Below are 13,691 nucleotides of genomic sequence, written 5' to 3'. Positions count from 1 at the left end.
AGCGCGGATGAGTAGTGGCCGGTCTCGTCCCGCAGCAGTTCGACGAACTGCGGATACTCACCACCGACCACCGACAACAGGGCGGAGGCGGCTCCGTCGGCGTACGCACGCGCCGCGTTCTCGTACAGGGCGGCGATCTCGTGTTGGTTCACTTCGAAGCAGGACTGGAGCCGCGCCAGCACGATGCTGTGGGGGTTGACCATGTACTTCCCCGGAATGCTGAGCAGACCTTCCACCGGCCGTACCCGTCCGGGCTGGAAGTTCCATAAGGCGGCGCGGGCCGCTTGGTCGGCGACCCGGGTTTCGCGGGCGGCAGCTCCGAGAGCGGCGACGCTCTCCTTCAGGCTGTCGGACCACGCGATGGTGGGTTGGGGCATGGGTTGTCCTCCGGGACTGGAGTACGGGCAGGGTTGTCCGGCCCTCCGCCCGGCCCCGGCTCTCGCGGGCCGAGGCCGCACGGGGAGCCGTCAACCAGCCGTCGACAGCGTGGCGTCGGCCTCGGCCTCGGTAGCCGTGGCGAACAGCAGGGCGCGGAGGTCGCTGCCCACGAGGGCCGTGAGCCGCTGCTCGATCGCCTGCCACGACTGCGGGTCTATGGCCATCAGCGCGGCGACGGCCGCCGGGCCCTTGCCCTCCTGGATCGCGGTGAGGGCGTCGCGGAGTTCGCCCGAGGCCATCAGGGAGATGCGCGGCGGGACGGACGTGGAGGTGGTCTGGTGCGACATGGCGAGGGTCCTTTCAGCGATGGCGTGAGCGGTCATTTGCTGAAGTTGGGGAGCGCGTTGCCGAGGGCGGTCATGACCTGGTCGATGGGGGCGGAGGCGCCGGTCCGGCTGAGGTAGTAGCCGAAGAGGACGGCGACCGCGGCGGAGCCCATACCGACGGACCGCGAGCGGATGAGCATGGCCAGGAGGAGACCGAAGAGGACGAGTGCGGAGATCGAGAAGGACACGGCGCGGGCTCCTTGAGGAGGAGGGGGTCAGCGGGTGCTTTCGCGGTTTTCGCGGTACAGGCGGGCAGCGGCGTTGTAGAGGCGGCGCCCGACGCGCAGCCGCACGCCGTGGCCGTCGCAGCGGCGGCAGGTGCGTCCGCGCCTGAGCCGTCCGGTGCGGGACCGGTGGATCTTGGCTCCCCAGCCCTTGCACTTACGGCAGGCGCCGACCGGGCTGACGGTGCACAGAGCGCCGTAGCTGAGAGCGACGAGGATGAGGCTGGGCATAGCGCTGAGCAACGAGGTCATCGAAGGCCCTTCCGGGGCGGGATTCGGGGGTGCTCAGGAGGCTCCGCTAGGAGCTAGTGCGCAGGTCAGAGGCGCTTTTGCGTGCTAGCGGAGGTGCTAGACCTAGCGGGGGTGGCCGCTAGGTCCAGCGGGCGAGGGCAGTCAGGCGGCTTCTTGTTTCCCGTCGCGTTCCGCGATCGCCGAGACGACGTCGGCGCGTCGGATGCCGCGTCGGTTGGCGCCCTTGCCGTCCTCGGTGGTGCCCCACACCTGCACGGTGCGGATGCCGTACGGCTTCAGGGCCGCCGTCAGTTGCTCCGCCGTCCACTCTCCGTAGACCTCCGGCCGGAGGTCGGCGAGGCGCGCGACCGTGACCTCGTTCCACAGCTTCGGCTTGTCGGCCGGGACCGCGATGAACAGATCGGCCAGCAGGTCGTACGAGGCGGCCGCTTCGGCCTCGGGCTGCTCGCCGAGCGCGTACCCGGCGAGGGTGCCGAGGCGCTCGCGCATGGTCCGGGCACGCTGGGCGATGCGGTCTGCGGCCACGGCGTCGATCTCGACCGCGCGCACGATCCGGGCGTCCGCGCCTTCGCCGAGGAAGTAGCAGATGCCCTTGTCGCCCCACGCGAACTCTGTTGCGCGTACGCCGCGTTTGTACGCTCCGGTGCCGAGGACGAGGTTGTTCTCGGTGTGGCTCATGACCTTCAGGCACCAGCGGGCGGAAGCGTTCGCGGAGATGCCCTTCGGGAGGCTGGCGTCGTCGAGCCGCTGCGTGGCCAGCAGGAGTACGAAGCCCAGCGCCGGACCACGCTTGTTCAGGTCGACGCAGATTTCTTCCAGCTCCCTGCCGTACTTCGGATGCTCGAACCACTTCTGGCACTCGTCCGCGGCGACGATGATCGGATGCAGGCCCAGCGATCGCTTCGACGCCAGCTCCGTGGTCACCTTCGACTCGGGGCAGATGTCCCGCGGCAGGCCACGGATCACCTTGCTGCGACGTCTCAGCTCGGTTTGCAGGGCCCGTAGGTCCGCCAGGGCGTAGAGGATGTCCTCCTCCTCGTCACCCGCTCGGTGACGATAGGAGACCGCCTTGCCGACCGGATCGAGGTCACCGGTGCCCTTCAGGTCGTAGCTGTGGATCTCCGCGCGCGGGTCGAGAGCCGCAATGAGGAGCAGCTCGCGGAGCAGGAACGTCTTACCCATCCGCGGGATGGCGCCGATGACGCCCGCCACGTACATGAGAGTGACGTCGACCCAGCGTCCCCGCTGGTCAGTCCCCCAGGCGACCGGCTTGAAGAGATCGACCGTGCCGGTCTTGGCGAGTGGCCAAGCGGGCTGCTTCGTCTGGGACATGTCCTGGTCCCCGACCCACAGCCGCAGATGGCCGGTGTGTTCGTGCTGCACCGCCTCGGGCCACACAGTGCCGAGCGGACGCCGGAGCCCCGAGGCCAGCCTCTCCCGCCGGTCGGCGACGTCCGTGACGGTGACGCCGTACGGGAGATCACCCTCGGCAAGCCAACCAGGACCGTCCCGGGTGATGGGGGCGGTGAAGGTGAAGCCGTCCCCGCCCTTGGCCTGTGCCTGATTGATCGCCGGAATGCCCAGCGAGCCGAGAGCGCGGAGCACGATGTCGCTCGTGAGCTTCGTGGCCTTCGGGATCTCCACGGCACGCCGGATGACCGGGGCGTCGGCGGGCTGGCCCAGCCGCCCCATCACCAAGGTGAGGGCAGCACCGGCAAGGAACAGCAGCCACTGCGGCGCGAGAACGTACAGCGCCACCGCCGTGACGAGCCCGACGAACAACGCAGTGAATGCGACCGCCGCGCGCCAGCGCACCCGACGGTCCCTCTGACGGGAGAGCCTCAGGTAGTCGCCGATGTCCCCGGCGGCCACGGACGCCGCCCGGGCCGGCTCGCCCTCAGCATCCGTGACCCACCGCATCGTGCCGCCGACAACCCGCGCCACACCGTGCGGAGCTTGCAGCGTGAGGCGCAGGCAGTACCAGGGCGTCCGTACGGCGTGGTACGCGGTGAGGTGCCACGCGTACGAGCCGAGCCACTCGCCAGCGGTCTTGGCTTCCTGCCACGACCGTGCCCAGGCCGGGATGACCGGGCGCCGTTTGGCACCCTGGGCACGCGCGAACAGGTCGGGCCTGGCCGGACCGCCTGGGCGGTCGACCATCTCAACTTGTGGAACAGGTGCTTCCGCTAATGCCTGGGGTGCTGGGTCATCGGCCGACGCAGCGATGGGAACCTCCGGTCTCGCGAACTCTGCACGGACAGGGCGACCAGCGGCTTTGGCCGCAATCAGCCGCTGGCGGCTTGGGCTTTCAGACGCGGAAGCGCCTCGGGCCGGTGACGCGGAGCCACATCTGGAGGAGGGTCATCACCGCCGAGTAGGCACCCGCGCCGCACAGGACGGTGAGCAGCCAGTCGGCGCCGAGGTCCTGCGCGGACCGGCACCCGATGTAGGCGGCGAGGAAGCCGACGAGCAGCACGACCAGGCTCACGACGGACTGACCGGTCGTCGGCGAGGCGACGCGGCGCGCCACGACCTCCAACGTGCTCGGGGCGGCGAGACGCTTCTCGCCCCCGGGGAGGTGCACCACGACGTAGGTCGCGTTCTCCTGGCTGGTGATCCCGGCTACGGAGCCGAGGAGGGTCTTGCCATTACGGTCTCGCACAACGTCGCCGATGCCGAGCTTCATTGCTCCCCCTTTGGGAGTAGATGAGGACAACCGGCGGCAGGCATGGGCCCGCCCCGGGGCGCGCGGTGTTTCGAGACCACTCATGGAGACGAGTGGCCATGACCTCCGCCGTCGCCGATGCGCGTTGCGACGCCAGAGACCAAAAACACTCGTTCGTCCAGGAGCTCTCTATGCAGTTCTCACGGAACGGGCGCTTCCTTCGTACTCACCCTCTCGGGCTTTCCTCCGGGCGCTTCGGTGCGACTCCTCAGGAGGACAAGTCCTCAAGTCCTCTTTAGGAGTTGAGGCACGACTATGACGTAGGTCTCTTCAACTCGTCAAGACCTCTTTAGGAGTCGTATGCTGATCGCGGCCCAGCAAGGACGGTGATCAGCAATGGCGGCGTACGAGCGCATCGCTAGTGACCTGCGACGATCCATCCGAGACGGCCAGCTGGCGCCCGGCGCGCAACTGCCCCCCGAGACCCAGCTCGCGGAGCAGTACGGGCGGAGTGTCCCCACCATCCGCGAGGCGCTACGGCTCCTGCGCGACGAGGGCCTCATCGCAAAACAGCACGGCAAGGGCAATTTCGTACGTAAAGCACGCACACCGGTGCTGCGTACGAACGACAGGCATCAGTGGGAGAAGGACCGCGTCCGCGAGCCGAAGGAGCAGCGGGCGGAGACCGGCGCCACCGAGCACGACACGGGCCTGACGGTCAACGACCTGGTCTTCCACGCCGCCTACGGCGAGGCCAAGGCCGACAAGAACCTCGCCGAACTCTTCGGCATCCCGGAGGGCTCCGCCCTCGTCGAGCGCGTCTACCGGACCCGGTACGCCGCGGAGCGCGCCCCGTTCGCCCTGGTGACGTCCTACCTGATCCGCGACCTGGTGGCGGATAACCCGGAGCTCCTGGACGCCGCCAACGAGCCGTGGCCCGGGGGCACTCAGAGCCAGCTCGCCTCTGTCGGCATCGAGCTCGACCGCATCGAGGAGCGCTTCGTCGCCCGGCCTCCGACCCCGGAGGAGGCGGAGGAGCTGGACCTACCGGCCGGCACCTCGGTGATCCAGCTCCGGAAGACCTCGTACGACATCAACAACCGCCCGGTGGAGATCTCCTTCGTCACCCTGCCCGGAGACCGTACGGAGCTGCTCTTCACCACTCCCCTGGAAAGGTGGTGAGCGCCCGTGCAGCGGCGCGTCATCATCGTCACTGCGGTGCACTCACCGTCCGCTCATCACCTGGGCGACGCCTACAGGTCGCTCTGCCAGCAGGAACTCCCGGAGGGCTGGGACTGGCACTGGCTCATCCAGGAGGACGGGACGAGCGGTGACGTCGCGCCGCACGTTCCCACTGACGACGCACGCGTGACCTTCCGTCAGGGGCGCCGTGGCGGGCCGGGCGTCGCGCGGACGATGGCCCTCGCTCACGCCGACGGCGACTACGTCAAGGTTCTGGACGCCGACGACCAGCTTCCCGCGGGCACGCTGGCCCGCGACCTGGCCGTCCTCGAAGGTGACCGCAGTATCGGCTGGACGACTTCTCGCGTCCTCGACCTGCTTCCCGATGGCAGCACGGTCGGCTTCGACCAGGACCCGGAGGGCGGCCCGATAGAGCGGGGCGCCGTCTTGGAGCACTGGCGCGCGAACAGCTTCCGCGCTCAGGTCCATCCGGCGACGCTCTTCGCCCGGCGCGAGCTGGTGCTCGCCCTGGGTGGGTGGATGGCGCTGCCCGCGTCGGAGGACACCGGGCTTCTCCTGGCCCTGGACGCCGTCAGCCGCGGCCACTTCACGCGCGAAGTGGGCCTCCTCTACCGGAAGTGGCCCGGTCAGGCGACCGGGCAGGCGGCGCATACCGACGCCGACGAGCGCGAAGCGCGCATGGCAGTCGTCGAAGCCCGGGCCCGGGCGCTGTCCGAGTGCCGCTGGCAGTTCCCCGTCGTCACGGGTTGATCGGGACCTCGTAGACGATCTCGCAGAGGGCGGCGGGCACCACGATGTCCGCCGTCTCGACCGCACGGCCGTCGACGTCGTAGTACGTCCGCTGGATTCGGGTGACGAGAGCACCGCGCTGCACGCCGAGGAGGGTCGCCTCCTCGGCGTTCGCGTGTCCGGGCTCCGGGCGCTCCACGGAGCGGGCCACCGTGATGCCGATCTCGGCCATCCGGCGGACCACGCCCATGCCTGCGGCCGGGCCAGCCTCGGGCAGTACGACCAGGGAGCCGGCCGTGACGCTGTACGGCTCCCAGCTCGTCAAGATCTGCACGGGCTTGTCATCAGCCAGAAGTTCGTACGAAGTGCGCACGCAGTAGTCGCCCTCGGCGATGCCGAGGCGTTGGGCGATCTCCGGTGGCGCGGGCACCATTCCGTCAGTGCGGCTCTCGGACGTCGCCTTCCTGCCCAGCTCCGCCATGTCCGCGGGGAAGGGCGCGCCCTCTCCCTGCTCGCGCTCCCGTGAGCGCGTGATGCGCACTCGTTCGCGCCGTTGCGCGACATAGGTCCCCGAACCGGTGCGGCCTTCCAGGACGCCCTGCGCGATCAGTGCCTCCTGCGCGCGGCGGACGACGCCGTCGGGCACGCCGCACTCCTCCGCCAACTGCGCACGAGAGGGCAGCCGGTCGCCCGGCATCCATTCCTGGTTCTCGATGCGCTCTCTGAGCTGGTCAGCGAAGCGGAGGTACGGCGGCTGCTCACGCATATGGAAAATCTAGGCCCCCAGCTCTAGTCTGGGCGCCTAGACTATATCTGGGCGCCCAGCTTTGGATCTAGGCGTCTAGCAGCACGCACTCATGGATCGCACGGCGACGGAGGAACGCGTTGTGCTCTCGCCGGAAGCCCGGGTCGACGCCATCTGCGAGCACCTCGGCGCCCTGGGCTTCACCTTCCGGGTGATCGATGAGGCCACCTGCACACGCATCGAGATGGAGGTGCCGGACCGAGTCCCCGCCGAGTCGTGGCACGAGTTCTTAGCCACTCTCACCACGGCTGACCAGTGGGGAGCTGCCCACAGCGGAAAGAGCGGTCGCACCGCTTGGGCTGCCGTCGCAAAGGAAACCCCCGCAACAGTCACCGCTGTCCGGGGGCGCGGCCGCCAGCTATGAGGAGCTGATCAGCGTGACCGAGATTATCCGCCGAGCCGCCGCCTGGGCCAGGAGGCAGCTCTTCACCCCGTCCGGGCGTCACCGCCTGGACAGGTCGACGGAACAGCCGGCCGTCGCCCCGGAACCGCCGCGGACGCCTCCCGCGCCGCTCGCCACGGACCGCCCGCACTGGGAAGAGGTCCGCCCCGCCAAGGACCCGATCCTCGTCCGCCCGTTCATGCTCACGGCCGCGGAGCGCGCCCGCCTCTGGGCGGGGCCCCGTCGCCGGGTGCTGCTGGTCTGCCCGCAGTTCCCCGGGGTGGTGGCGCATTGATGCCCAGGACGACCACCAAGACCGCGTTTCTCCTGTCCCCCGAGCGACCCACCCAAGGGCGGTGATCAGCATGTCTTTCTCACCCCAGCGCATCGCCGATGATCTCCGGCGCCGCATCGAAGCCAAAGAACTGAAGGTGGACACGAAGCTGCCGTCCGAGAAGGAACTCGCCTCCCGGTACGGGGTCAGCACACCGACACTGCGGGAAGCACTCGACACACTCCAGGCCGAAGGACGGGTCGAAAAGCAGCAGGGGCGCGGCAACTTCGTACGAGAGCCAAACGCGCGGATGACGTACGTCGGCGGGAGGCATCTGATGCCCCAGACGGACCGTGACATCAACCGCGCAAGGGAAACGGGCAAGGCCACCAGCATGGTCGAAGCCGACACGGAGTTGGCGAAATTCCTGAACGTGCCGGAGGGCTCCATGGTCACCACGTTCGGCTTCGTCGGCTGCGAAGAGGACGCTCCTCGGACAATCGCGAAAGTGTACGTCCCGACCGGCGTGGCCCTCGTCCCGTCCATCCAGCACCCCGTGTCCCCGTGGGGCGACGACGTCAGGAACAGCCTCGCCCGGGCCGGGGTGCACGTGGCCTCCACCGTCGAGCGCCTCACCGCCCGGCGCCCGACCTCCGAGGAAGCCGAGATCCTGAGCATCCCGAGCAAGGCTCCGGTACTCGAGGTGGAGCGCACCTCCTTCGACATGGGCGGCAATGTCGTCGAGGGGGCCCTTTTGATCCTGCGAGGCGACCGCAACGAGGCCGTCTACACCACCAGGGCCGGTGTTCCCTTCCGGCTCCTTCCCTGGGATGGGCCGGAAGGCAGCCCGGCATACGTGAGCACGGATGACGGAGGCCATATCTCGGACCTCGCAGACGGCATCGAGGCAAGCCAGATGAAGTCGGCAGCGTCCGTGCTCAGCTGCGCCAAGGACGTGATCGAGGACAAGAGCGTCGGCGCAGACGAACTGCGTTATGTCCTCAACGAGACGGCCATCGCGCTACGTGACGTCCTGCGCATCGCCGATTCCCGAGGGCTCCGGCTGCCCAGCCCGCCCCTCGGCCTGAGCGGCGACGGCGGCCTCGACGAGCCAGCAGCGCCTCACGCGCTCATGGCTGGCCGGAAGCAGGGCCCATCGGCAGAGGACCCGACCGACGCGGGGTAAGGACTGCACCTGAAATGTGTGAGGCCCGGCTCTGGGAGCAGAGCCGGGCCTCACACATTTCAGGCAAGGGTCTCGGCATCGATTCGAGAGAAAACCAGGTCGCTTTCGCCGGTGACAGGCCCTCGCCACCGCACCGGGACCACGGGGGCCCCGCGCTGCGCCCTCGGATAGCTCTCGGGGGCGTAATCGTTGGCGAGCCGGTAGACGTGGAAACCGTGTCCACGCATGGCAGCTAGCAACTCCTCGGCGGAGTCGCCGAGTTTCGCCATGCGCTCGGGTGTCACTTCGACGGTGATCTCGGCGTCGTGCCGGAGGCGGTCGAGCAGTGGAAGCATGCCTCGCACGACGGCGCCTTCGGCGCCTTCGACATCGACCTTGATCACCCTGGCCTCGGCGATCTCCGTGGGGGTGAGAAGTTCGGGGAGCGGCCGAGCCTCGACCTCGAAGGTGGCCATCGCCGGCCCGTCGTAGGGCACGATGCTGGCGGCCCCGAGGTTGTGGTTGCTGGCGAGGACGACCGTCAGCGTCCCCTGCCCGTCTGACACTGCGGCGTTAACCGTACGGAGGTTGCGGCAGGCGTTGAGTCGTGCATGGCGGAGGAGGCTCTCGTGGACCGTCGGCGATGCCTCGATCGCGACCACGCGCCCCTGTTCGCCGACCAGGCGCGAGGCGAGGAGGCTGAAGTACCCCACGTTGGCCCCGACGTCGACGAAGGTGTCGCCGGGTCGTAATCGTCTCTGGAGCCAGCGTGTCATGTGCGGCTCCCAGACCCCGAACAGGTAGAGGTACCGCTGGATCAAGTCGATGGTGTCGACAATGAACCGGTCGCCCGACCGGGTGCGGATGACATGTCGTCGAGGGTGACCCTTCAGGTAGGAGTTCAGCCGCCCGGACAACAGCAACGCCCCGAAGTTCCCAGGGGCACCGCGCATATACCGGCACCCAAGCGAGACAAGTACTTCCGCCGTACCAGTGATCACCCGGTCGCCTCTTCGCAGCCTCGGACGAGCCCTACCCCCACAATGGACTTGTACCCAGGTGCCCTACACCACGCTTCGCGTAAACCGTGCTTGCGGTGGCGATTCCACGTGCTTGGTGTCGCTCTTTCTTTCCACCGAGCTATGATGGGGGTCCGCCGCCCTTGCCACCTTCAAACTGGACTACCAACTTCGTAGCGCCACCGAAGCTGGCGAAACCCAGTATGCTGAGGCCCGGCCGAATCAGCGGCCTGTGGCCTAGCCTGCAAGCCCGTGACTAGCGGCGACGAAGGCCCGAAGGTGCTCCGCATCCTGTGATCACTGACTGGACTCGCCCTGGACAGGCGTGCCAGGTCACGGGGCTGCGCGCCGGATCACAGGACGACGACGTGGTGAAGTACCACCGCCGGAAGCTCGACGCGAAACAACGTCAAGCCAAGACTGGCGAGACTTTCCAAGCCGCGGTGAACGCCGTACGCAAGAAGCCCTACTCCAGCGGCCCCGTGGCGGCAGCCCGCAAGGCCGTCATCATGGGAATGAGCCCGGCGGTCGACGCGTTCATCCAGGAATCTCTGGGCCGGACGCCCGCCGGGCCGTACAGGGAAGCAGTAGAGATGGCCCTGATCAGCGACTGGGTCACCAGCCTCCGTGGCATCGCCGACGAGTCCGCGCTGGATCTGCTACGGCTCCAGGCCAAGGCCGAGTACCGGCGGTGGCAACCGCTGTGGGAACGCAACATACAGGGACAGAAGATCATGCTGCTCAGCCAGATGAGCAGCATCCAGACGGAGGAGGAACTTCCCCTCGACAACTGCACCCCGGATGTCGAGGTCCTACGGTTCCAGTCGGATGACGAACGGCTGATCGCAGTGCTGCGCGGCCTCGATCCTGAAGAGGCAGCGATCGCCTGGCACTGGGCCGAGCAAGGGGGGAGCTGGGGCTCAGCCGCCCGTGCTATCGGGCGACCCTTCCAGTACGGGGAGCAGGTCCGCCGCAAGCTCCGGCGCCTCGGCCGCCTGTACCACGCATCTTCCTCAGCGGTCACTGCTTCCCAGGCGGCGGCAGCATGACCCTCTCCCAACTTCTCCTGATCTTGCTGCTTGTCATCGTCACGCTTGGGGTCGGCGCCGGCGTCATGATCCTGCTTCACCGTCACCCGTCCTGGGCTACCCCAGCCGCCGGAGCCATCGCCGCGATGGGGCTCATAGCCGCTGTTGTCGCCGTCCTCGTGGCCATCACTCGAAAGTGACTTCTCCCGCCCGGTGGCACGCCTACGGAGTGCCACCGGACAGACGCGTAGGCACCGTCAAGGGCGCTTCCTTGCTTCATAGACCGGTTCTGCTCCAACTATGACGACCAGCTGCGCAACCAGAGGGGCAGCAGGCTCTCGGGCACTCTGTTCGCTCTACGACAGCGACACTCCATATCTACACAAGGCCGCGGCACAGCCCATGCCGCCCCACACCCTTCGTGCCAGAACCGTGCCAGATAGCCCGGCGAGTCACGGTCACCGGCGGACTCTGGAGCCACCCGGGCAAGCAGACATCAGTACCGCACCGCAGATCAACGACTCACGATTCACCAAGAGGCAGTGATTCCCAAGCTCAGAGCGCGAGTTCGATTCTCGTCACCCGCTCTTCAAAAAGGGCCCTGGTCAAGCGACCAGGGCCCTTTTCGTCGTCCAGACCGGGTCAGTCATCGCGTGCCAGATCCGTGCCGGATTCCTCCTCGCTGTCGCCCTGGCGACCTCTGGCGTCAACCCGTGGGTTGAGGTGATTTCTCAACCCATCGCTCAACCCGGGGTTCGACGATCCGCGGGCCGGATCCGAGCAGTCTTGGGGCTGTGAACATCACCGATTACATCGTCAACGGAATCCTCGTCCTGCTCGTCGTGCGCCAGGTGCGCGGCAGCCGTCTGGACCTGGTCAACCTGGTCCTTCCGGTCGTGCTGGTCAGTGGCACCGCGGTGTACTACCTGCGGTCGGTGCCGACGGAGGGCAACGACCTCGTCCTCGAGCTCGTGCTGGCCGGCGCGGGAGCCGCTCTCGGCGTGCTCTGCGGGCTCACAACGCACCTCACGCGCAAGGCCGATGGCGTCCACGCCAAGGCCGGCATCGCGGCCGCGGCCCTGTGGGTCGGCGGCATGGCGTTCCGGACGGTCTTCGCCTTCGCCGACGACCACGGCGCCGGCGACTCCATAGCCGGCTTCAGCCGCGACCACCAGATCAGCTCGGCCCAGGCCTGGGTGGCGGCGTTCGTCCTGATGGCGCTGGCCGAGGCCGTGGCCCGGCTGGTGGTGATCCGCTACCGCGGCTACCGGCTGGCCTCCCCCTCCCGTGCCGCCCGCCCGGTGGCGGCGTGAACATCCTCTGCCGGCGACCGGGCCCGTTCTTCGCGGGTCCGGCTGCTCCTATGCTGTCGATCATGAGCTCAACGCCGCCCGGCGGCTGCCGGGAGGACAGCCCGAGAGTCGCGGAGGCCCGGTCGCGTGCGGCCGAGCGCGCCGCGCGACAGGCTGCGCGGATGCACCTGGTGCTGTGGGGCGTCCTGATCTTCACCATCGCCTCGGTCCTGCAGAGCCGGCCGCACCCGGGGGTGCGCGGCGAGGGGCTCGCCGTCAGCCTGGGGCTGGCCGGGTGCCTGCTGTCCCTGGCCGTCGCGGCCCTGTCCCACCGCCCGAGGAAGCGGAATCCGGAGGCCGCCACCATCGCGTTGTCGCTGGTCCTGGGCGCCGGCGGCAATGCGCTGGCGTACCTCCAGCCGAGCGCGATGATGGTGGTCCCCGTCTCCGCCGCCGTGGCCCTGCTCTTCGCACGTCTGCGGCCGCGGGTCGCCCTCCTGCCGGCGGTACCGCTGAGCGTGGCGATCATGGTGGTCACCATCCGCACCGGCCCGTCCGACAACGCGGTGCAGTCCGGAGTGGCCGACGCGCTGCTGTGCATGGTGCTCGGCGCCATCAATGTGTTCGCCCGCCAGGCCCGGTTGCGGCACGACCAGACCGAGCTCCTGCTCGCCGAGCTGGAGGACTCGCGCGAGGCACAGGCGCGCGCCGCCGCCGTCGCCGAGCGCACCCGGATCGCCCGGGAGCTGCACGACGTGCTGGCGCAGTCCCTGTCCGCGCTCTCCGTGCAGTTGGAGGGCGCCCGCAAGCTCGCCGAGCGCGACCAGGTCGCCCCGGCCCTGCGCCAACTGATCGTCCGCAGCGGGGAACTGACCCGGGAGGGCCTCTCCGACGCGCGCCAGGCCGTCGCCGCCCTGCGCGGGGACGACGCCCCCGTGGTGGACCAGCTCACCGCCCTGGTCGGCCGCTGCCGCCGCGATCTCGCGCTGCCGATCTCCCTCTCGGTGACCGGACAGCCCCGGACGCTGGCGCCGGAGGCGAACCTCGCGCTCTACCGGGGAGCCCAGGAGGCGCTCACCAACGCGGCCCGGTACGCCGCCGGTTCGCCCACCTCCGTGGTGCTGAGCTACACCCCCCGGGCCACCACCCTGACCGTCTCGGACCAGGGCTGGGCCGCGAGCACGGGCGACGACGGCGAGGCCGAGGCCGGCGTGCCCGTGCCGCCCGTCGAGGCGTGGACGGGCGGGGGGAACGGCTTGCGCGGCATGCGCGAGCGCATCGAACGGGTCGGCGGCCGCACCCAGGCCGGGCCCGCCGGACAGGGTTGGACCGTGGAGATGGAGATACCGGCGTGAACGATTCCGTGGCCCCCATCAGGGTGCTGGTCGCCGACGACCAGCGGGTGACCCGCGAGGGCCTGATGCTGCTGGTCGGCCTCAACGACGGCATGGAGGTCGTGGGCGGCGCGGCCGACGGCGCGCAGGCGGTGGCGCTGGCCCACGAACACCACCCGGACGTCGTGCTGATGGACCTGGCGATGCCCGGCACCGACGGTCTCGCCGCGACCCGGACACTGCGCGCGGAGGCCCCGGGAATCGCCGTCCTGGTGCTGACGACCTACGCGGACGACGCCTCGGTCTTCCCCGCGCTGCGGGCCGGGGCGAAGGGATACCTCACCAAGGACGCGGGCGCGGACGAGATCGAGCGGGCGATCCGCGCCGTCGGCGACGGCCGGATCTGGATGGACCCGGTGGTGCAGGAGCGCCTGATCGCGGTCGTCACCGCGGGCCCGGAGCCGGAGTCCGGTGCGGCCCCGGGCGCTGCCACACCAGTTGCCCCGACCACACTGGCTGCCCCGACCACACTGGCTGCCCCGACCACACTGGCTG

At 69.1% G+C, this 13,691-nt stretch carries 18 protein-coding genes; 10 read left to right on the top strand and 8 right to left on the bottom strand.

Annotated features, from left to right (window positions below; translation table 11 throughout):
* The 6 genes from K6I34_RS17670 to K6I34_RS17645 all read right to left on the bottom strand — a co-directional run.
* Positions 1-377 (bottom strand): hypothetical protein (locus K6I34_RS17670; protein ID WP_229327231.1); only part of this gene is annotated, 377 nt, incomplete at its 3' end.
* A 90-nt stretch (positions 378-467) separates the two neighbouring features.
* Positions 468-725, bottom strand: a complete 258-nt coding sequence (locus K6I34_RS17665) for a hypothetical protein (protein ID WP_229327230.1) — start codon at positions 723-725, stop codon at positions 468-470.
* Positions 726-757: 32 nt separating this feature from the next.
* The gene (locus K6I34_RS17660) at positions 758-952 is read right to left on the bottom strand and encodes a hypothetical protein (RefSeq protein WP_229327229.1); all 195 of its coding nucleotides are present in this window, start codon (positions 950-952) and stop codon (positions 758-760) included.
* Positions 953-979: 27 nt separating this feature from the next.
* Positions 980-1,219 (bottom strand): hypothetical protein, encoded by a 240-nt coding sequence (locus K6I34_RS17655; protein WP_229327228.1) that lies wholly within the window; start codon positions 1,217-1,219, stop codon positions 980-982.
* A gap of 162 nt (positions 1,220-1,381) precedes the next feature.
* Positions 1,382-3,400 (bottom strand): cell division protein FtsK, encoded by a 2,019-nt coding sequence (locus K6I34_RS17650; RefSeq protein WP_308294021.1) that lies wholly within the window; start codon positions 3,398-3,400, stop codon positions 1,382-1,384.
* 148 nt (positions 3,401-3,548) lie between these two features.
* Positions 3,549-3,926, bottom strand: coding sequence for a hypothetical protein (locus K6I34_RS17645; RefSeq protein ID WP_229327227.1), 378 nt, complete (start codon positions 3,924-3,926; stop codon positions 3,549-3,551).
* A 375-nt stretch (positions 3,927-4,301) separates the two neighbouring features.
* Here K6I34_RS17645 and K6I34_RS17640 point away from each other — a divergent pair, with 375 nt between their 5' ends.
* Positions 4,302-5,087, top strand: a complete 786-nt coding sequence (locus tag K6I34_RS17640) for a GntR family transcriptional regulator (protein WP_229327226.1) — start codon at positions 4,302-4,304, stop codon at positions 5,085-5,087.
* A 6-nt stretch (positions 5,088-5,093) separates the two neighbouring features.
* On the top strand, positions 5,094-5,858 hold the full coding sequence (locus tag K6I34_RS17635; RefSeq protein WP_229327225.1) for a glycosyltransferase: 765 nt from the start codon (positions 5,094-5,096) through the stop codon (positions 5,856-5,858).
* Here K6I34_RS17635 and K6I34_RS17630 read toward each other — a convergent pair.
* Complete coding sequence (locus K6I34_RS17630; protein WP_229327224.1) at positions 5,848-6,603, bottom strand: GntR family transcriptional regulator; 756 nt, start codon at positions 6,601-6,603, stop codon at positions 5,848-5,850. The two genes, K6I34_RS17635 and K6I34_RS17630, sit on opposite strands and share 11 nt — an antisense overlap.
* 91 nt (positions 6,604-6,694) lie before the next feature.
* On the opposite strand from K6I34_RS17630, the gene K6I34_RS17625 reads away from it, so the two are divergent.
* From K6I34_RS17625 to K6I34_RS17615, 3 genes are all read left to right on the top strand, one after another.
* Complete coding sequence (locus K6I34_RS17625; RefSeq protein ID WP_229327223.1) at positions 6,695-7,006, top strand: hypothetical protein; 312 nt, start codon at positions 6,695-6,697, stop codon at positions 7,004-7,006.
* A gap of 13 nt (positions 7,007-7,019) precedes the next feature.
* Positions 7,020-7,319, top strand: a complete 300-nt coding sequence (locus tag K6I34_RS17620; protein ID WP_229327222.1) for a hypothetical protein — start codon at positions 7,020-7,022, stop codon at positions 7,317-7,319.
* Positions 7,320-7,389: 70 nt separating this feature from the next.
* Positions 7,390-8,484, top strand: a complete 1,095-nt coding sequence (locus K6I34_RS17615) for a GntR family transcriptional regulator (protein WP_229327221.1) — start codon at positions 7,390-7,392, stop codon at positions 8,482-8,484.
* 59 nt (positions 8,485-8,543) lie between these two features.
* Here K6I34_RS17615 and K6I34_RS17610 read toward each other — a convergent pair whose 3' ends face one another.
* The gene (locus tag K6I34_RS17610; RefSeq protein ID WP_229327232.1) at positions 8,544-9,416 is read right to left on the bottom strand and encodes an FkbM family methyltransferase; all 873 of its coding nucleotides are present in this window, start codon (positions 9,414-9,416) and stop codon (positions 8,544-8,546) included.
* A 359-nt stretch (positions 9,417-9,775) separates the two neighbouring features.
* Between K6I34_RS17610 and K6I34_RS17605 the strand changes: the two genes are divergently transcribed.
* The 5 genes from K6I34_RS17605 to K6I34_RS17585 form a co-directional block, all read left to right on the top strand.
* The gene (locus K6I34_RS17605; RefSeq protein WP_229327220.1) at positions 9,776-10,531 is read left to right on the top strand and encodes a hypothetical protein; all 756 of its coding nucleotides are present in this window, start codon (positions 9,776-9,778) and stop codon (positions 10,529-10,531) included.
* Complete coding sequence (locus tag K6I34_RS17600) at positions 10,528-10,710, top strand: hypothetical protein (RefSeq protein WP_229327219.1); 183 nt, start codon at positions 10,528-10,530, stop codon at positions 10,708-10,710. Before K6I34_RS17605 ends, K6I34_RS17600 begins: the two co-directional genes overlap by 4 nt.
* A gap of 594 nt (positions 10,711-11,304) precedes the next feature.
* Positions 11,305-11,823 (top strand): hypothetical protein, encoded by a 519-nt coding sequence (locus tag K6I34_RS17595; RefSeq protein WP_229327218.1) that lies wholly within the window; start codon positions 11,305-11,307, stop codon positions 11,821-11,823.
* A 62-nt stretch (positions 11,824-11,885) separates the two neighbouring features.
* Positions 11,886-13,157: a sensor histidine kinase gene (locus K6I34_RS17590; protein ID WP_229327217.1), complete on the top strand. Its 1,272-nt coding sequence runs from the start codon at positions 11,886-11,888 to the stop codon at positions 13,155-13,157.
* Positions 13,154-13,691: response regulator transcription factor (locus tag K6I34_RS17585; RefSeq protein WP_229327216.1), on the top strand; the 538-nt coding region annotated here is incomplete at its 3' end. The genes K6I34_RS17590 and K6I34_RS17585, both read left to right, overlap by 4 nt.

It is taken from the genome of Streptomyces sp. UNOC14_S4, assembly GCF_020740835.1.
Lineage (GTDB): Bacteria > Actinomycetota > Actinomycetes > Streptomycetales > Streptomycetaceae > Streptomyces.
The sequence above is the reverse complement of the archived record's forward strand: the minus strand, read 5'-3'. Positions and strand labels throughout refer to the sequence as shown.